The following is a 17634-nucleotide window of genomic DNA, read 5'->3' on the forward strand; positions in this document are numbered from 1 at the left end:
TCCTCTATGACCGTCCACCGCTTCGTTCTCACCGGTTTCTCCACCCGGCACTCGTGCCCCATTCACCGAGTAACCCAAGTGTATGGGACACTCGGGGCCGTGGAACTGCGTGTTGTTGATCATCCCCTCGTGGCTCACAAGCTCACTCACCTGCGTGAGGAGAGCACGCCGAGCCCGACCTTCCGTCTGCTCGTCGCAGAACTCGTGACCCTGTTGGCCTACGAGGCCACCCGTCAGGTGCGCGTCGCCCCGGTCGCGATCACCACCCCAGTGTCCTCCACGACAGGCACCAAGCTGAGCGAGAAGCCGCTGGCCGTGCCGATCCTGCGCGCCGGCCTGGGCATGCTCGAAGGCTTCACCCGCCTGCTGCCGATGGCCGAGGTGGGTTTCGTCGGTATGGCCCGCGACGAGCGGACCCTCAAACCCACCACCTACGCCGAGCGCCTGCCGCACGACCTGTCCGGCCGCCAGTGCTACGTCCTCGACCCGATGCTCGCCACGGGCGGTTCACTGGCCGGCTGCGTGAACTTCCTGGCCGAGCGCGGCGCGGACGACATCACCTGCATCTGCATCCTGGCCGCCCCTGAGGGCATCGAACGGGTCCGCGCGCTCGTGGACGAGAAGGGCATCGCCTGCACGCTCGTCGTCGCCTCGATCGACGAGGGCCTCAACGAGCGCGGCTACATCGTGCCCGGCCTGGGCGATGCCGGCGACCGGCTCTACGGCCTGGCCGAGTAGTCCCGTGCGCCGCGAGCCGCCGGACCGAATATCTCCTTCGGCGAGTGGATTCGGTCTGGCCGGGTCCGCCCGTAGTCTTGCCGCGTGAAGATGATCAAGCGGCTGACCGACTGGTTCGGGCTGCACCCCATGGCGGGTGACACGATCTGGGCCCTCCTCCTGGCTCAGCCCGCCGTGCTCACCACACGCGGATTCCTCATCGCCCTCCCCGACAATACGGACTACTACAACGTCACGCTCCCCGACACGGAACTCAACCAGTTCCTCATGATCGTCTGGGGCCTGGCCTACGCGGCGCCGCTCATCTGGCGGCGCACCCGGCCGGCCCTGGCCTGCACCCTGCTCGTCATCCCGCACCTGGCGCAGCTCGCCGTCATGCCAGAGCCCGTGGTCTCCAACGTTCATGTGCTCATCATGATGTTCGCCATCGCCGCCTACGGCAGTGACCGGGCCCGCAGGCTGTGGCTGCTGCTGGGCATCGCCGCGGCACTGGCCGCGGCCATCAGCTGGACATTCGGCTTCCCCAGCCCACCGGACGCGCAGCGGAACCGGACGACGGAGATGGCATTCGTCTTCGTCACCCTGTCGGTCCTGGTCTTCGCCAGCTGGCTGCTGGGCGCCTTCACCCGCGAGCGGCTCACCACGATACGCACCCTCAGGGACCGCGCCGACGCCATCGCCGCCGAACGGGACCGGTTCGCCCAGCTGGCCGCCGAGCAGGAACGTTCCCGCATCGCCCGCGAGATGCACGACGTGGTCGCCCACTCCCTGAGCGTCATCGTCGTGCAGACCGACGGCGCCGTCTACGCCCTCGACCAGTCCGGGGACGACGCGGCGAAAATCGCCCTGGCCCGCTCCGCCCTGGCCCGCATCGGCGCCACCTCGCGCGAGGCCCTGCGCGAGACCCGGGAACTCGTCGGCGTGCTGCGCGAGGGCGAGGGCCCGGAGATGGCCCCCCAGCCCGGCCTGGACGAGATCGGCGCGCTCATCGCGTCGACCCGGGCCTCCGGGCTGGACATCACCTACGCCGTCGACGACTCCCCCGCCCCGCATCCGCCGCTCGGCCCGGGACGCGAGGCCGCCGCGTACCGCATCATTCAGGAGTCCCTGACGAACATCATCAAGCACGCCGGGCCGGGCGCGCACGCCTGGGTGCACCTCAGCCACACCGGGTCAGGACTGATGATCAGCGTCCGCGACGACGGCCGCGGCATCACCGAGGACGATGGACACGGCCACGGACTCATCGGGATGCGCGAGCGCGTCGCCCCCTATGGGGGTACGATCACGGCACGGCCGCGCCTGGACGGCGGTTTCGAGGTGCTCGCGACCATCCCGGTCGGCGAGACCGAAGAACCTGCTAGGAAGCCCCTGACCGGGGCCGACCCGGCGGACGTCCCGGCCCTGCGACCCGCACCACCGATCTGACGAGGAAGAACGCATGAACGCCATCATCAAGCTGCTGCTGGCCGACGACCAGGAGATGGTCCGTGTCGGTTTCCGCATGGTGCTCGACGCGCAGCCGGACATGAGGGTGGTCGGCGAGGTCGGCGACGGCCGGCAGGCGGTCGACGCCGTCGTCGGCGCGGCCCCGCAGGACCGTCCCGATCTGGTTCTCATGGACATCCGCATGCCGCACCTTAACGGGGTGGCGGCGACCGAGGCGATCACCGCCGCCACCGACACGAAGGTGCTCGTCCTGACCACCTTCGACCTGGACGAGTACGTCTACTCGGCCCTACAGGCCGGAGCCTCGGGCTTCCTGCTCAAGGATGCCGGGCCCGCCGAGCTGCTGGCCGCCATCCGCGCCGTCGCCTCGGGCGAGGCCGTCGTCGCGCCGAGTGCGACCCGCCGCCTGCTGGAGCGTTTCGTCCCCACGCTGCCGAAGGCGGGCCAGACCAGTACGGCCCGGGAACGACTCGAGGCGCTCACCGAACGCGAACGCGAGGTGCTCACGCTCGTCGGCCAGGGCCTCAACAACTCCGAGATCGCCGCCAAGCTCTTCCTGGGCGAGGCCACCGTCAAGACCCACGTCAGCCACATCCTCGCCAAGCTGGGGCTGCGGGACCGCGTGCACATGGTCGTCTTCGCCTACGACGCCGGGATGGTGCAGCCGCGGGGCTGAGCGCACCGGCCGCAGCCACTTCCTCGCCCCTGCCCGCAGCAGCGCTCGGACCGGCAGGAGACCCGTCCTTCGGCGGCCCTGACCAGGCAGAAGGAACACTGCCGACGGCCGCCGGGCAGAGCTCGGACCGGGCAAGAAACCGGTTCTGCTCGGCCCCGCTCTGGGCCCGAGCAGCGGAGACCGCCGGGCTCCTCCGATCAGACGATGGTGCCATGCCTACTCATCCCACAGGATGAGCCGCGAACCCGCCTAGCGCCCGATGCACGAGCAGGATCCCCGGCGCCACGATGGAAGCACTGCGACGAATGCTTCCCCTCGTCGCGCTCCGATGTGATACCGAGGACAGAAGATGACGACAACGACTGCGCAACCGCTGACGACGGCGGTCCGCACCGAGCAACTCACCAAGATCTACGGGCAGGGCGATACCCGCGTCGTGGCCCTCGACCACGTCAGCGTTGACTTCTGGCGTGGCGAGTTCACCGCGATCATGGGGCCGTCAGGGTCGGGCAAGTCGACGCTCATGCACTGCGCGGCCGGGCTGGACACCCCCACCGAGGGCCGGGTGCTCATCGGCCAGGTCGACGCCACGGCCCTCAACGACAAGTCCCTCACGCTGCTGCGCCGGCGCCGTGTCGGTTTCATCTTCCAGTCGTTCAATCTGCTGCCCACGATGACGGCCCGCGAGAACATCCTGCTGCCGCTCAAGCTGGCCCGCACCAAGCCCGACCAGTCATGGTTCGACACGGTCATCGGGGTGCTCGGCCTGACCGAACGCCTCCACCATCGCCCGGGGGAACTGTCCGGCGGCCAGTCCCAGCGGGTCGCCGCCGCCAGGGCGCTCATCACCCGCCCCGACGTGATCTTCGCCGATGAGCCGACCGGCGCCCTCGACTCGGCCTCCAGCGACGAGCTGCTCGACTTCCTGGCGCGCTGCGTCCACGAGCTCGGGCAGACGATCGTCATGGTCACCCATGACGCGCACGTCGCCGGCTACGCCGACCGGCTGCTGCAGCTGGCCGACGGGCGGATCATCGCGGACAAGCGCCTGCACGAGACCACCGGACGGAGCCCGCTGTCCCCCGAGCCGGGCCGACGGCTTCCGGGGCAACCAATCCGAGAGCGGTGATCTCTGATGATCCGCCAGCCCCGTCGGCTGCTCAGCGCCGGCATCGCCATCGCCCTGGGCGTGACCTTCATGACCGCGACCCTGCTGTTCGCGAGCTCACTCAATGCGTCCATCCGCGAGCTCGCAGCCGGACAGGTCCGGGATGCGGCCGTCGTCATCAGCCCCGGTGACCACGAGGACGCCAAGCCGATCGAGCAGCAGACCGTCGACGCCGTGGCCGCCACTCCTGGAGTGGAGCAGGCCCGCGCCGCCTACGGGAGCTGGGCTCAGCTGTTCCGCATGGGAGCCAAGGCCCAGGTCGGGGTCAACAACCTGCCCGAACTCACCGACAAGACCACCCTCGTCGAGGGCCGTCTGCCGCAGACCGACGGCGAGGTCGCCGTCAACATACATCTGCGCGACAGCTACGGCATCGAACTCGGTGAGGAGATCACCACGCAGTCCTACGCCGACCAGAGCCAGACCCAGTCGAAGGTCGTCGGTTTCATCGACGCCAGCAGTGACGCGGTCTCCTCCCCCGGCAGCGACTATCTCTTCGCCACCGACAGCGGCGCCGTCGCAATCACCGGAATCCCCGGCTACAGCTCCATCATGGTCTCCGGCGACGACCCCGAGGCCCTCAAGACGGCGATCAGCGAGGCGGCGGCCATCAAGGACGGCGGCTTCGCCGTCCGTACCGGCAGCGAACAGGCCCAATACCAGATCGACCAGATGGCCGGCGCGTCCCGCTCGATCACCGGCTTCCTGCTGATCTTCGCCGGCATCGCCCTGTTCGTCTCGGTCATCGTCATCGCCAACACCTTCTCGATCCTGGTCGCCCAGCGCGCCCGCCAGCTCGCCATGATGCGCTGCGTCGGCGCCACCAAGGGGCAGGTGTTCTCCACCGTGATCGGCGAGGCCCTCATGCTCGGCGCGATCGGCTCGGCGGCCGGCCTGGCCGCCGGTGTCGGCCTGACATGGGTCTTCCTGCATTTCGGCCAGGGCCTGTTCACCACGGAGGTGACGTTCAGCGCCGGCGCGAGCGCCTTCATCGCCCCCTTCGTCGTCGGCGTCCTCATCACCTTCGTCTCGAGTCTCGGCGCGGCCCGCCGGGCCACCTCCGTCGCCCCCCTGGCGGCCCTGCACCCCGAGCTGGCTGCCGCCGAGACCAAGCAGCTCGGCCTCGTCCGCGGCATCCTGGGCGCCCTGCTGGCCGTGGCCGGCGTGGCCCTGCTCGTCGCCGGCTGGCGCATGGCCGGTACGCTCGACGACGAGGCCCACCGGACGGCGACCATCCTCACCGCGATGGCCGGCGCGGCCCTTGCCTGGCTGGGCGTCATCGTCCTGGGCCGCGGCCTCATCCCGGCCCTGGCCAGGGTCATCGGCTCTCCGCTCAGCCGCACCAGCGTCCCCGGTGAACTGGCCGTGTCCAACTCGCGCCGCAACCCGGCCCGGGCGGCCGCCACCGCGAACGCGCTGCTCGTCGGCGTCACACTCATCGGCACCCTCACGGTGGGCGCAGCCTGTTCCCAGGCGACGGTCGACCGCGAGCTCGGCAACCACTACCCGCAGGACGCGATCGTGGCCCCCGCCGGCGAGGTCAGCGACGGGGTGCTGCACCAGATCCGCGACACCCAGGACGTGACTGGCGCCGAGCGCGTCACCGCGACTCAGGCGCAGGCCGAGAGCGGGGGCATGTCGAAGGAGGTGGAGATCGTGGGCGTCTCACATGCGGCGGCCCAGATCACCCGCGCCCCGCAGCGCTACGAGGGAGTACGCGACAGCGAGCTCTTCACCAGCGACACCGACTTCATCGACGGGCAGCAGGTCATGGTGAGCCAGGGCGACCGCAGCGTCGAACTGACCGCCAGGGTCTCGCCCGCCTACCCGGATGCCCTGGTCGTCACGCCGGCGACGATGTTCCAGCTGGCACCCGACGCCTCGACCCACGTCTGGGTGCGGTACGCCGACAAGGCCGACGCCCAGCGTGTGACGAGCCAGCTCGGCCAGATCGACGCCCTGAAGAACGCCCCGATCAGCAGCAACGCGGTCGAACGCGCCGTGTACCAGCGGCTGATCGATGTCGTGCTCCTGGTGGCCACGGCCCTGCTCGCGATCGCCGTGCTCATCGCCGTGGTCGGCGTGGGCAATACGCTGAGCCTGTCCGTGCTGGAACGCACCCAGGAGCTGGGAATGCTGCGCGCCACGGGCATGACCCGGGGGCAGGTACGGAAGATGGTCGCCCTGGAGTCGATGACCCTGGCATCCGTGGCGACCGTCATCGGCCTGGGGCTCAGCGTCGTCTTCGGCATCGTCGGGGCGAGAGCGCTGCTGCAGTCCCCCGACATCAGCATGGTCGTCGACCTGCCGTGGCTGAGGCTGGCGCTCATCGCGGTGGTCGCCCTGCTCTCCGGCTGGCTGGCCTCGCTCGCCCCGGCCTCGCGGGCCGTGAAGGTGAGCCCGGCGGCCGCCCTGGCCGCCGAATGACCCGCCGGCCGCCGCGGGCCAGGGGACAGGACACCGCGGCGGCCGGCAGCGGCCGCGCCGACACACCCGCCCTTCCCGGTGTGTCCGGCGCGGCGCGGGTCCCCGGGCAGCGGTTCACCGCCGCACCCGGGGACCCGCCTTTCTCCGGGCGCCCCACGGGATGGGCCCGGACCGGCAACCGATCATCACCGTCCGGCGGGGCCAGCGCCCAGCATGGAGGACCGCTCAGCCCAGTGGCACGGACTCCATCCAGATGGGGCCGCCCAGACCGTCCACGACGGCCAGTTCGCTCAGCCCAGTGGTGTCGGCCCGGTAGATGCTGGCCGACTGGCCGAGTTCGCCGCCAGCGATCACCAGGTGCGCCCCGATGAGGCCGATGCCGCGAGGCTGGGGCTGGGTGCCCAGCTGGGCGAGCCGGGCGCCGAAACTGCCGTCGGGGTTGAGCGCGGCCATGGTGAGCGCCGAGGCGCGCCGCTCGGCGGCCACCGCCCAGCCGCCGTCCGGGTCGATGACCAGGTCGGAGGCCCAGATGCGGCGGTCGGACTCGTCTGCCGAGGGCTCGCGCCCGGGCGGCACGTAGACGCCGTGGCGCAGCCCGGCTCCGGGCGCGACGCAGCTCATGGTGCTTCCGCTCGGGGTGAGGGCACCGGTGGAACCCTCCCGGCGGACATGGACGACGTTGCCGCCGAACTCCTCGGTGACGTAGAGCGAGGAGCCGTCGGGCGAGAAGCGGATGTGCCGCGGCCCGGACTCGTGCCCGAGCCGGACGCCGAGGGTCTCGTCGGGCACGAGCCCGCCGCCGGTGACACGGAAACCGGTGAGGCGGTCCTCGCCGAGCAGGCTCAGGTAGACGTGGCGGCCGTCGGGGCTGGGAACGACGCAGTGCGGCTGGCGGCCGCTGCCGGTCACCTGCCAGCTGGCGGCGTCGACGAGTCCGTCGGCGCCCAGCCGCGCGCAGGCCAGTTCGCATCCGGTGTAGCTGACGGCCATGAGCAGGTCACCGACGACGCTCATGTAGGTCTGGACGATCGGGCACTCCACCGTGGCGACCGGGTTCGTCGTCCCGTCGGCGGCCCAGGACATGGTGGTGATGCTGTGCGGCTCCCCTCCGTTGCCGACGTGGACGAGGGATCGGGCGGCGTCGACGACGAGGGGCATGGGCCGCGGGCCGGTGCCGGTGCGCCCGGCGACCCGTACGACACCGGACTCGTCGTCGACGAGGATCGAGGTCAGCACGCCGTCGAGACGCCCGGCGACAAGACACAGGTACATGGCCATTCACCCACGCTAACAGGGCAACGGATGCCGAGCCTGGAGCGAATGGTTCGATTCCACCACCATTCCAAAAGGAGACCGATGGGAACGACTCGGGGGCCGAATGCGTAGAGTCGGTGCCACCACCGATCCGGGGCGCTCGCCCGCTCCCGCCACAGTGAGGTCTGACCCATGCACATCAGCCCCTTCGTCGCCGGCCTGCCGAAGGTCGAGCTCCATCTGCACATCGAGGGCACCCTCGAACCGGAACTGAAGTTCGCCCTCGCCGAGCGCAACGGGATCGCGCTCGCCCACGACACCGTCGACCAGGTGCGCGCCTCGTACGACTTCGACGACCTGGCGTCCTTCCTGGACAGCTACTACGACGGCATGAACGTGCTGCGCACCGCCGAGGACTTCCACGACCTGGTCATGGCCTATCTCACGAAGGCCGCCGCGCAGAACGTGCGGTACGTGGAGATGTTCTTCGACCCGCAGGCGCACACCTGCCGGGGTGTGCCGTTCGACACCGTGATCCAGGGTCTGCGCCGCGCCCAGCTCGAGGCCGAGCAGAAGCTCGGTGTCCGCTCGGGGCTCATCATGTGCTTCCTGCGCGACTTCCAGCCCGAGTACGCCATGGCCACCCTGCTGGAGTCGCTGCCCTACCGGGCCTGGATCCTGGGCGTGGGTCTCGACTCGGACGAGACGGGCAATCCCCCCGGCAGATTCGCCGAGGTGTTCGCCCGCGCCCGCCAGGAGGGCTATCTGCTGACCATGCACTGCGACGTCGACATCGCCGGCTCGATCGAGCACATCCGCCAGGTCGTCGAGGACATCGGGGCCGCCCGCATCGACCACGGCACCAATGTGGTCGAGGACCCCGCCCTGGTGCAGGCACTGGCCGACAAGGGCATCGGCCTGACCTCGTGTCCCATCTCGAACACCCGGATCTCGGAGGGCTCCAAGATCGACGTGGTCAAGGACCTGGTCGCCAGGGGTGTCAAGGTCTGCATCAACTCCGACGACCCGGCCTACTTCGGCGGTTACATCGCCGAGAACCTCCAGCTGGTAGCCGACGAGGGCGGGGTGGACGAGGCATTCCTCGCCCTGCTGTGCCGCAATGCGGTCGACATCTCGTGGGCGCCGCTGGACCTCAAGGCGCGGCTGCGCAGTGAGATCGACGCGTACCTGGGTGGGGCACGATGACCGGGCGAGGGCCGGAGAAGGCCGTTCCCGTGTCGCACCGCTGCGCCGTCATCGGCCACCCCGCCGCGCACTCGCTGTCACCCGCCCTGCACATGGCCGCCTACGATGCGCTCGGCCTGAGCGGCTGGAGTTACGAGGCGATCGACGTGGAGCCGGGGCACCTGGACGAGTTCCTGGCCGCCCTGGACTCCAGCTGGGTGGGGCTGTCGGTGACGATGCCGTTCAAGTCCGAGATCATAGCCCACGGCTCACCGGAGCCGCTCGTCACCGCGCTGAACGCGGCGAACACGCTCATCTTCGCCGCGCCCGGGTTCCGGCAGCCCAACCGCTGCTACAACACGGACGTGCCCGGCATGGTCGACGCCCTCGCCCACCGCGGCCTGACGAGCGCCGACAGCGCGATCCTGGTGGGCGCGGGCGCCACCGCCCGCAGTGGCCTGGCCGCCCTGGCCCGCATCGGGGTCCGGCACGCCGAGGTCGTCGCCCGCAGCGCCGACCGCGCCCACGCCAGCCTGGACGAGGTCGCCGCCCGGTACGGCATCGACCTTGACGTGATCGGCTGGGACCGGCTGCCCGATCTGGGCACCGACCGCGCCGATCTGCTGCTGTCCACCGCACCGACCGGCTTCGGAGACGACGAGGCCGCGCAGATCGTCCGGGCAGCCCCGGCCATCTTCGACGTCTTCTACGAGCGGTACCCCTCGGCGCTCTCGCTGGCCGCCGCCTCGGCTGGCCGGGTGAGCGTGGACGGCATCGACCTGCTCGTCTTCCAGGGCATCGGACAGGTACGTCTCATGACCGGCCTGACGCCCGAACCAGAACCCCTGCTGGATGCCTGCGCCGCCGAGCTGGCCCGCCGCCAGCAGTGAAACGGCTCGCCGGGCATGCCGTGGCGAACCAGCCGGCTGTGCCGCGAGCACGCCGTCCACGGCGTTGCCCGGCCGGCACGGCAGCGCCCCACGGCGCGCCTAGTTCGTCTCGGCGCAGATCCCCTGGTCGGGCCAGGAACTCCTGCCCGCGGCGTCACGCACGCTGAGCGCCACGTCGGGGGTGTTCGTGATGATCGCGTCGACACCCAGGGCAAGCGCGGCGCGCACCTGCTCGGGCCGGTCGAGCGTCCACACGTTGACGGCGAGGCCCTTCTTGCGCGCCTTGCGCACCATGCGAGGATCGGTCGCCACCGTCTTCCAGGAGGGGTGCAGCGCCGAGGCCCCCAGGCCGAGGGCGTACCTGGCAGGCTTCCACAGCACCGCGTCGTAGAGCAGGCCGACGTGTTTGCCCATCTGGGCCATGACCCGCATCGAGGCGTGGTTGAACGACGAGTAGATGACCCGGTCGCCCCAGCCGGCCTGCTCGACGAGTTCGACCACCTCGTCCTCCATGCCCGGGTAGGGCACGGTCGAGTTCTTCAACTCGATGTTGAGGCTCAGCCCGGTGCCGTCCAGCGCGGTGAGCACCTCGACGAGCGTGGGGATGCGGGCGCCGGCGAAATCGGTGCGCCCGTACGAGAAGTCGTAACGGTGCAGTTCGACCAGGGTCATGTCCCGGATCCAGCCGTGCCCGCTGCTCGTCCGGTCGATCCGCTCGTCGCTGCAGACGACGAGCTGCCCGTCGCGCGTGCGCTGCACGTCGAGCTCGACGCCGTCGGCGCCGAACGCGACCGCGGCGGTGAACGCGGCGATCGTGTTCTCGGGCGCGGCCCTGCCGGCGCCCCGGTGCGCCCAGATCTGCGTCACCTGGTGGGCCTGACGGAGAGCATGTCGATGTTGGCACCGGGATCCATCGTCAGGGCGAGTCGTACGGTACGGGCGACGTCGTGCGGGGTCAGATAGCGCTCGGGCTCGTAGGGATTGCCGAGCTCGGCCTGCATCGCCACCTGCATGTCGGTGTCGACCTTGCCGGGGTGGATCGAGGTGACCCTGACCCGGCCGGCCTCCTCGGCGCGCAGCCCGTTCGCGACGGCGACGAGCGCGTGCTTGGACGCCGAGTAGCAGGCGTCGTTGCCCCGGGTGTGCAGGCCGCCGCCGGAGTTGATGAAGACGACGTGGCCGCTCCGGGCGCGCAGGGCTGGCAGGAGCAGGCGGGTCAGCTGGGCCGGGGCGACGACGTTGAGCTCGAACTCGGCGCGCCACTGCTCAGGGGTGAGGTCGGCGATGCGGCCGAGCGTGGTCTGCCCGGCGCACGGGATGAGGGCATCGAGTTCGGTGACGTGCGAGGCGGCCTCGATGAGGGCGTCGCCGTCGAGCACGTCGGCGATGAAGGGCTCGGCGCTGGGCAGGGACGCGACGAGGGCGTGCACCGCGTCGGGGCGGCGACCGCCGACGACGACATGCCAGTCGGGGGCCAGCTCCCCGGCGATAGCGCGTCCGATGCCGCGGGTCGCGCCGGTGATGAGAACACTCTTCCGCTCGGTCATGGAGCACAGCCTACGGCTCCGGCGCGGACCTGGACAGGTCATGTCGACCGTGCGTCGCAAACATGGGGCAGCCGCCGCGCTGAACCTCGCCGGCATCCCCTGGGCGAGCCGGCGCCGCCGTCGCCCGTCCCCTTGCCACCCGGAGGGAGTGATCGGCCCCCTGACCACCGCCGACCCGCCCCCCTGGCGAGCCCGCGTCGCTCCCGGTGAATCCCTGAGTGACGGCGGCAGGTACGGCTGGTGAGCGCCCCGGCGAGCGGCGGGGCCGCGGCTCGCCACGTGCACTCTCGGCCCCGTTGTCCTGCTCTCAGCGAACACACCTGGACGCCTGCGAGGCGGCACGAGCCACAGCCGGACATCCCCGGCGCCACCAGGACGAGGTTTTCGCGCTCAGCGTTCGTGGGCCCGGTCAGATGTCTTCACGTCAAGGTATTACCGTTCCCTCGTGAGCAGACACGGAGCGCTTCGCCTGAAGCCGATCGAGGACATCATCGCCCAGCAGTCCGAGGACGCGGCCGCGGACGCCGACTCCCCCGGCGTCCTCAAGCGCCAGCTGACCGTCCGGGACCTGCTCGGCCTGGGCATCGGCATGGTGATCGGGACCGGGATCTTCACCCTGACCGGCATCGAGGCCCGTAACCACGCCGGCCCGGCCGTCACCATCTCGTACGCCCTGGCCGGGCTCATCGCCCTGCTGGCCGCCCTGTGCTACTGCGAGATGGCCTCGGCCGTCCCCACGGCCGGCTCGGCCTACACCTACGCCTATGCGACGCTCGGTGAGATCTTCGCCTGGATCATCGGCTGGGATCTCGTCCTCGAGTTCGCGCTCGGCGCCGGTGTCGTCTCACGGGGCTGGTCGGGCTATCTCAAGTCGTTGTTCAACCTGCCGGACGCCTTCTTCGGCGAGACATCGGTGGTCAACGTGGGCGGCATCGCCATCGCCGTGGTACTCGGTCTCGTCGCGATGATCGGCGCCAAGGAGTCCGCCCGGGTCACGAACCTGCTCGTCGTGGTCAAGGTGAGCATCTGCGTCTTCATCATCGCGGTGGGCGCCTTCTTCATCAAGGCCGCCAACTACAGCCCGTTCATCCCCAGTTCCGTGCCCACCTCCGAGAGCGGTGAGACCGACTGGGAGACGAGCCTGGTGCAGGCGGTCACCGGCGTCTCGTCGTCCACCTTCGGCGTGGCCGGCATCCTCACCGCGGCCGCCGTGGTCTTCTTCGCCTACTCGGGCTTCGAGGTCGTCGCGAACATGGGCGAGGAGACGAAGAACCCGCAGCGCGATCTGGTGCGCGGCGTGCTCGGCACGCTCGGCATCTGCACCGCCTTGTACGTGGTGGTCTGCCTCGTCGTCACCGGCATGGTCAAGTACACCGAGATCGACGAGGGCGCGCCGGTGGCCGAGGCGTTCAAGTCCGTCGGCCTGAGCTGGGCCGGCGCCCTCATCGCCATCGCCGCCATCTGCGGCCTGACCTCGGTGATCCTCGTCGACATCATCGGCATGGGACGCATCGCCTTCGCCATGGGCCGGGACGGCCTGCTGCCGATGCAGGTGGCCCGGGTGCACCCGCGGTGGGGCACGCCCTACCGTGTCATCGCCCTCACGACGGTCCTCGTCGCCGCCCTGGCCGGGTTCGTCCCGCTGCGGGCCCTGGCCGACATGGTCTCGATCGGGACGCTGTTCGCCTTCGTCGTGGTCAGCGCAGCCGTCCCGATCCTGCGCCGCACCCGGCCCGACCTGGAGCGCCCGTTCAAGGTGCCGCTCTCCCCGGTGCTGCCGATCCTGTCGGTGCTGGCCTGCCTGTACATGATGATGAACCTGTCGTTGGCCACCTGGCTACGCTTCCTGGTGTGGATGGCCGCCGGCCTTGCGATCTACCTCGGCTACGGTCGGCGCCACGCCCTGACCCGCAAGCACGAGTCCGACCAGACGACGATGACGGCCGAGGCCTGAGCCGGGGAAGACGGCAGCCGACTCCGCCGAGGCCGGGCCGGCCACCGGCAACCATGACACGCCGAACCCCTGTTCACACATTCATGCCGCCAACCCGCTGACCCCGGGCGGGACGAGGAAGGGGGGCCGGAAACGGGCCCCCCTTCGTGCGCGCACCCAGAGGGAGTCGAACCCCCAACCTTCTGATCCGTAGTCAGATGCTCTATCCATTAAGCTATGGGTGCTTGCCTGACGGCGAGAACCGACAATACCCCTTCCCGACCGGAATCTCCAAACGAGGCCTCGAATAGGCCCACCCCGCCGGCCCCACCGCGTGACCCCGGCGCCCGCCCAGCGCGGAGAACACGTCAGGTCAGCGGGTACCCGGCGATGACCGGAATCCCCTCACCGCACGATTCGCCCGCCCCCGCGCGGCATGAGCATCACGGAGGAACTCGGATGAATGACGACCGCACCGGCTCCCCACACGAAGGACGTCCCCGGCAGCAGACGGCATCACCCGGCGTGCGCCCTCGCCCGTTCCCGTTCAAACCAGTCGCCATGGCCCTGGCCCTGCTCGACATCAGCACCACCGTCTTCTACGTCCTGTGGCGCATCGCCGACACCTGGGCGGTCGACCGCGCCGAGGAGCGCGGTTTCGACCAGCAGCAGCTCCTGCCCCACCACATCCTCTTCTGGTTCGCCGCACAGGCGACGATGGCCGCCCTCATCGTCCTGAACTCCCTGGTCATCGCATGGTGGCGGCACGACAGGCTGGAGCGACGCCAGCAGAATCCGCCGCGGCTCGCAGGCCGGGCGACAACCCCGCGGGTACCAGGCGACGAGCACTGAGCACCATCCCGCTCAGGCCCTGGCCTGTTCCCATGACCGGTCCGGCACATCTCGCAACCGAACCCGAACGTCGAACGAGCAGCCCACCCCGTGGTGGACTGCTCGTGCTGGCGGAGGTGGCGGGATTCGAACCCGCGATGGGATTTGTGTCCCAAACCCGCTTAGCAGGCGGGCGCCATAGGCCGACTAGGCGACACCTCCAGCGCCCACCAACCATATCCGCTGTGCGGCGACTGAGCAAAGCGTCCACCGACGAGCACCACCGCGAGGACTGATATCGGGGACCCCTAGGGGTACGATCGGCTCATCGACGGAGACGACTTGACGGAATTCTCCGCGGTGAGGCACACGCCCTCCACAGCTGAGCAAGGCATCATGGGGAGGAACGGTCTCGGGCCGATTCCAGCCCGGTCGATCCCCCAAGGTGCGGCCGAACCGGTTCATCCCACCGGTCAACACGACCAAGAAGGTGCCATGGCAAACCGCGACAACGACGACATCGCGCGCAGCGGTCGTCCCCGCCGCGCGGCGGAGGACGACGAGTCCTACGTCCCCCGGCGCGTCTCCAGGGAACCTGCGGAGGAGACACGCCGAGGTGAGGAGTTCTTCGATGTCGAGGAGGTCGGCCTGAGGGACGGCGAACGCGCCGCGCACGCCGCCGGCAGCCCGCTGTACGACCGTTCCGCCGGCTTCGGCAGGACACTGGTCCGCACCACGCTGGGCTCGATCATCCCGGGCCTCGGTCTCATCGGGACGCGCCGCACCTTCCTCGGCCTGCTGCTGTTCTCGCTGAGCATCATCGCCGGCGGCACGGTGGCCATCCTCGCCTTCATCCACCGCAGCACGCTGGTGACGATCCTGGCCAATGCGAACCGGCTGCTCATCATCGCCTTCGCCCTGCTCATCGGCGGGCTGCTGTGGGTCATCGTCATCGTCGGCACCTATCTGGTCTCGCGCCCGCGCCGCATGACCAGGGTCCAGCGTCTGGTCGGCGCAGGCGTCGTCTTCCTCATGTCCTTCCTGGTGGCCACGCCCACCGCCGTGGCCTCGGCCTATGCGCTGCAGACGAGCATCGTCCTGAACAACATCTTCGACTCGGGTTCACGCTCGCAGACCCGACCGGAGCTCAGCGGCGACAACCCGTGGGCCGCCATGGACCGGCTCAACATCCTGCTCGTCGGCGCCGACTCCGGCGAGAACCGCGACGCCGAACTGGGGATTCGCGCCGACACGCTCATGCTCGCCTCCATCGACACGAGAACCGGCGACACGGTGATCATCCAGCTGCCCCGCAACCTCGAGAACGTGCCCTTCCCGGAGGGCACCGCCCTCGCCGAGGCCTACCCCGAGGGCCGCATCTGGGACGGCTACTCGGGCAGCGAGGACGAGTACCTGCTCAACGCCGTCTGGAGCGAGGTGCCGAAGGAGCACCCCGAGCTGTTCGCCGACACCGACTTCCCCGGCGCCGACGCGACGAAGATGGCCGTCCAGGGCATCACCGGTCTGGAGGTCAACTACTTCATGATGGTCAACATCGACGGCATCCAGGCGCTCATCGACGCCATGGGCGGCGTCACGGTGAACATCAACTTCCCGATCGCCAAGGGCGGCCACGTGGACGGCTACGGCGACGAGGAGTGCGGCGTCGACGGCCACCTCACCGTCGGCCCGGACCAGACGTTGAACGGCAACGACGCCATGTGGTACGCCCGCAGCCGCTGCAACGACCCCGACTACGACTACGGCCGGATGCGCCGCCAGAGCTGCCTGGTGAACGCCATCATCAAGCAGGTCAACCCGCAGACGCTCATCACCCGCTACGAGGCCATCGCCGCCGCCAGCGAGAACATGGTGAGCACCGACATCCCGCAGGAACTGCTCGACGACCTGGCCAATCTGGCCCTGGTGGTCAAGGACGGCGCAGTGAGCCGCCTGCTCATCTCACAGGACCTGTCGGGCGCCGGTGGTTCGGGCGCGCTCGAAGTCAACCCGGCCCATCCCGACTACGACGAGATCCGGGCGGCCGTGGCCGACGCCATCGCGCTGAGCAAGAACGGCGGCGTAGCTCCCGAGACCAGCACCCCCGCCCCGACCCAGGCCACCAGCGAGGCCGCCGAGCCCGGCGAGGAGGGCACCTGGGGCGATGAGGGGCCTGGCTACGGCGAGGACACGACGTCGGCCTCCAGCGCCACGACGAGCGCCACCGCGGAGAACGTCGCGGACGCCTGCGCATACAACCCGGTGGGCTGAGCAGCAGGGCTCCGCCGGAGCCCGGGCGTCCGATGGCGGCGAGGGTGGGATTCGAACCCACGGAGCTTTCGCTCGGCCGCTTTCAAGGCGGCTGCACTAGTCCACTATGCGACCTCGCCCGACCGCCGATCAGTTCGGCAGTGCGCACTCATGGTAGCCGATGAGCTTGTCTGGCATGCTGGGGACATGTACGCGATCACTGTCGCCGAACCCGGCGGAATCGAGCAGATCGAGTGGGCACCGGTGCCCACACCCGAGCCCGGACCGGGCGAGGTCCTGGTCCGCACGCAGGCGGTCGGCGTCAACCGCGGTGACGTCCTGCAACGACAGGGCCACTACCCGCCCCCCAAGGGCGTCACCGATGTCATGGGCCTGGAGGGGCTCGGCGTCATCGCCGAGCTCGGCGAGGGCGTCACCGGCCATGAGGTCGGCGAGCAGGTCCTGGCCCTGCTGACCGGAGGCGCGTACGCCGAGTACTTCGTCGTGTCGGCCGAGCACCTGCTTCCGGTCCCCGCCGGCATCGACCCGATCGAGGCCGCAGGGCTCGTCGAGGTGTCCGCCACCGTCGTCTCGAACTTCGACCGCGTCGGGCTGAAGGCCGGGGAGACCGTGCTCATCCACGGCGGCGCGGGAGGCGTCGGCAGCTTCGCCATCCAGTACGCCAAGGCGATCGGCGCCCGCGTCATCACCACCGCCTCGCGGAAGAAGGCGGACTACTGCATCGAACTCGGCGCCGACAAGGTCATCGACTACGCCTCCGACTGGGAGCCGGCGGTCATGGTCGCCACGGCCGACCGTGGCGTCGACGTCATCCTCGACATCATCGGCGCCAAGTACCTCGAGGCGAACGTGCGCTGCCTGGCCACCGAGGGCCGCATGGTGACGATCGGCCTGCAGAAGGGCGTCAAGGGCACCCTGAACCTGGGGGTGCTGTTGAGGAAGCGCGGCACGATCACCGCAACGAGCCTGCGCGGGCGCCCCGCCGAGCAGCGGGCGGCGATCTGCCGCCGCGTCGAGGAGGTCGTCTGGCCGATGCTGGCCGGTGGCACGATCAAGCCCGGCAATCAGACGCGCGTGCCGCTCGAGGAGGCGGCCAGGGCCCACGAGCTGCTCGAGTCGGGGGAGAACACCGGGAAGATCATCCTGGTCGCCAAGTACAACGGATGACCCGGCCGGCGACGCGATCCGATCCAGAGGCATCTGGCCCCTGGACCCGGCCATCGTGCTCTGGCGCCAGGCACTGCGACGAACTAACAACCCACACG

14 protein-coding genes and 3 tRNA genes are annotated in these 17634 nt (G+C 69.9%); 11 read left to right on the forward strand and 6 right to left on the reverse strand.

Going from position 1 to position 17634, the window contains the following annotated elements; translation table 11 throughout:
* The first annotated feature begins 99 nt into the window (after positions 1-99).
* The 5 genes from upp (at position 100) to D9T14_RS08955 (ending at position 6458) form a co-directional block, all read left to right on the forward strand.
* The gene (gene upp, locus D9T14_RS08935) at positions 100-738 is read left to right on the forward strand and encodes a uracil phosphoribosyltransferase (protein ID WP_119161468.1); all 639 of its coding nucleotides are present in this window, start codon (positions 100-102) and stop codon (positions 736-738) included.
* Between the two features lie 90 nt (positions 739-828).
* The gene (locus D9T14_RS08940; RefSeq protein ID WP_232012515.1) at positions 829-2166 is read left to right on the forward strand and encodes a sensor histidine kinase; all 1338 of its coding nucleotides are present in this window, start codon (positions 829-831) and stop codon (positions 2164-2166) included.
* Positions 2167-2179: 13 nt separating this feature from the next.
* Positions 2180-2863 carry a response regulator gene (locus tag D9T14_RS08945; protein ID WP_119161466.1) on the forward strand — a complete coding sequence of 228 codons (684 nt, stop codon included), beginning with the start codon at positions 2180-2182 and terminating at the stop codon, positions 2861-2863.
* Between the two features lie 349 nt (positions 2864-3212).
* Positions 3213-3992: an ABC transporter ATP-binding protein gene (locus tag D9T14_RS08950; RefSeq protein ID WP_119161465.1), complete on the forward strand. Its 780-nt coding sequence runs from the start codon at positions 3213-3215 to the stop codon at positions 3990-3992.
* Between the two features lie 6 nt (positions 3993-3998).
* On the forward strand, positions 3999-6458 hold the full coding sequence (locus D9T14_RS08955) for an ABC transporter permease (protein WP_119161464.1): 2460 nt from the start codon (positions 3999-4001) through the stop codon (positions 6456-6458).
* 225 nt (positions 6459-6683) lie between these two features.
* On the opposite strand, the gene D9T14_RS08960 is transcribed toward D9T14_RS08955, so the two are convergent.
* Complete coding sequence (locus D9T14_RS08960; protein ID WP_119161463.1) at positions 6684-7736, reverse strand: lactonase family protein; 1053 nt, start codon at positions 7734-7736, stop codon at positions 6684-6686.
* Positions 7737-7904: 168 nt separating this feature from the next.
* On the opposite strand from D9T14_RS08960, the gene add reads away from it, so the two are divergent.
* Together add and D9T14_RS08970 are read left to right on the forward strand one after the other, a co-directional pair.
* Positions 7905-8918, forward strand: coding sequence for an adenosine deaminase (add, locus tag D9T14_RS08965; protein WP_119161462.1), 1014 nt, complete (start codon positions 7905-7907; stop codon positions 8916-8918).
* Positions 8919-8947: 29 nt separating this feature from the next.
* Positions 8948-9787 carry a shikimate dehydrogenase family protein gene (locus D9T14_RS08970; protein ID WP_220668344.1) on the forward strand — a complete coding sequence of 280 codons (840 nt, stop codon included), beginning with the start codon at positions 8948-8950 and terminating at the stop codon, positions 9785-9787.
* Between the two features lie 99 nt (positions 9788-9886).
* Here the strand turns inward: D9T14_RS08970 and D9T14_RS08975 are convergent, their stop codons facing one another.
* Complete coding sequence (locus D9T14_RS08975) at positions 9887-10654, reverse strand: glycerophosphodiester phosphodiesterase (protein ID WP_119161460.1); 768 nt, start codon at positions 10652-10654, stop codon at positions 9887-9889.
* Positions 10651-11334, reverse strand: coding sequence for an SDR family oxidoreductase (locus D9T14_RS08980; RefSeq protein WP_119161459.1), 684 nt, complete (start codon positions 11332-11334; stop codon positions 10651-10653). Before D9T14_RS08980 ends, D9T14_RS08975 begins: the two co-directional genes overlap by 4 nt.
* A gap of 445 nt (positions 11335-11779) precedes the next feature.
* Here D9T14_RS08980 and D9T14_RS08985 point away from each other — a divergent pair, with 445 nt between their 5' ends.
* Positions 11780-13288: an amino acid permease gene (locus tag D9T14_RS08985; RefSeq protein WP_119161458.1), complete on the forward strand. Its 1509-nt coding sequence runs from the start codon at positions 11780-11782 to the stop codon at positions 13286-13288.
* Positions 13289-13439: 151 nt separating this feature from the next.
* Here D9T14_RS08985 and D9T14_RS08990 read toward each other — a convergent pair.
* A tRNA-Arg gene (locus tag D9T14_RS08990) sits at positions 13440-13512 on the reverse strand.
* 214 nt (positions 13513-13726) lie between these two features.
* Between D9T14_RS08990 and D9T14_RS08995 the strand changes: the two genes are divergently transcribed.
* A complete protein-coding gene (locus D9T14_RS08995; protein ID WP_119161457.1) occupies positions 13727-14119 on the forward strand; it encodes a hypothetical protein in 393 nt (130 codons plus the stop codon).
* Between the two features lie 108 nt (positions 14120-14227).
* Here the strand turns inward: D9T14_RS08995 and D9T14_RS09000 are convergent.
* A tRNA-Ser gene (locus tag D9T14_RS09000) sits at positions 14228-14320 on the reverse strand.
* Positions 14321-14593: 273 nt separating this feature from the next.
* Between D9T14_RS09000 and D9T14_RS09005 the strand changes: the two genes are divergently transcribed.
* Positions 14594-16369 carry an LCP family protein gene (locus tag D9T14_RS09005; protein ID WP_170175634.1) on the forward strand — a complete coding sequence of 592 codons (1776 nt, stop codon included), beginning with the start codon at positions 14594-14596 and terminating at the stop codon, positions 16367-16369.
* 33 nt (positions 16370-16402) lie between these two features.
* On the opposite strand, the gene D9T14_RS09010 is transcribed toward D9T14_RS09005, so the two are convergent.
* Positions 16403-16488 (reverse strand) — tRNA-Ser (locus tag D9T14_RS09010).
* A gap of 67 nt (positions 16489-16555) precedes the next feature.
* On the opposite strand from D9T14_RS09010, the gene D9T14_RS09015 reads away from it, so the two are divergent.
* Complete coding sequence (locus tag D9T14_RS09015) at positions 16556-17536, forward strand: NAD(P)H-quinone oxidoreductase (RefSeq protein WP_119161455.1); 981 nt, start codon at positions 16556-16558, stop codon at positions 17534-17536.
* Positions 17537-17634: the final 98 nt, after the last annotated feature.

This window comes from Propionibacterium australiense (assembly GCF_003666605.1).
Lineage (GTDB): Bacteria > Actinomycetota > Actinomycetes > Propionibacteriales > Propionibacteriaceae > Propionibacterium > Propionibacterium australiense.

Excerpts from the sequence above, each read along its gene's own strand:
- D9T14_RS08940 (WP_232012515.1), top strand. The coding sequence starts at position 829 with ATGATCAAGCGGCTGACCGACTGGTTCGGGCTGCACCCCATGGCGGGT.
- D9T14_RS08945 (WP_119161466.1), top strand. The coding sequence starts at position 2,180 with ATGAACGCCATCATCAAGCTGCTGCTGGCCGACGACCAGGAGATGGTC.
- D9T14_RS08950 (WP_119161465.1), top strand. The coding sequence starts at position 3,213 with ATGACGACAACGACTGCGCAACCGCTGACGACGGCGGTCCGCACCGAG.
- D9T14_RS08955 (WP_119161464.1), top strand. The coding sequence starts at position 3,999 with ATGATCCGCCAGCCCCGTCGGCTGCTCAGCGCCGGCATCGCCATCGCC.
- D9T14_RS08960 (WP_119161463.1), bottom strand. The coding sequence starts at position 7,736 with ATGGCCATGTACCTGTGTCTTGTCGCCGGGCGTCTCGACGGCGTGCTG.
- add (WP_119161462.1), top strand. The coding sequence starts at position 7,905 with ATGCACATCAGCCCCTTCGTCGCCGGCCTGCCGAAGGTCGAGCTCCAT.
- D9T14_RS08980 (WP_119161459.1), bottom strand. The coding sequence starts at position 11,334 with ATGACCGAGCGGAAGAGTGTTCTCATCACCGGCGCGACCCGCGGCATC.
- D9T14_RS08995 (WP_119161457.1), top strand. The coding sequence starts at position 13,727 with ATGAATGACGACCGCACCGGCTCCCCACACGAAGGACGTCCCCGGCAG.
- D9T14_RS09005 (WP_170175634.1), top strand. The coding sequence starts at position 14,594 with ATGGCAAACCGCGACAACGACGACATCGCGCGCAGCGGTCGTCCCCGC.
- D9T14_RS09015 (WP_119161455.1), top strand. The coding sequence starts at position 16,556 with ATGTACGCGATCACTGTCGCCGAACCCGGCGGAATCGAGCAGATCGAG.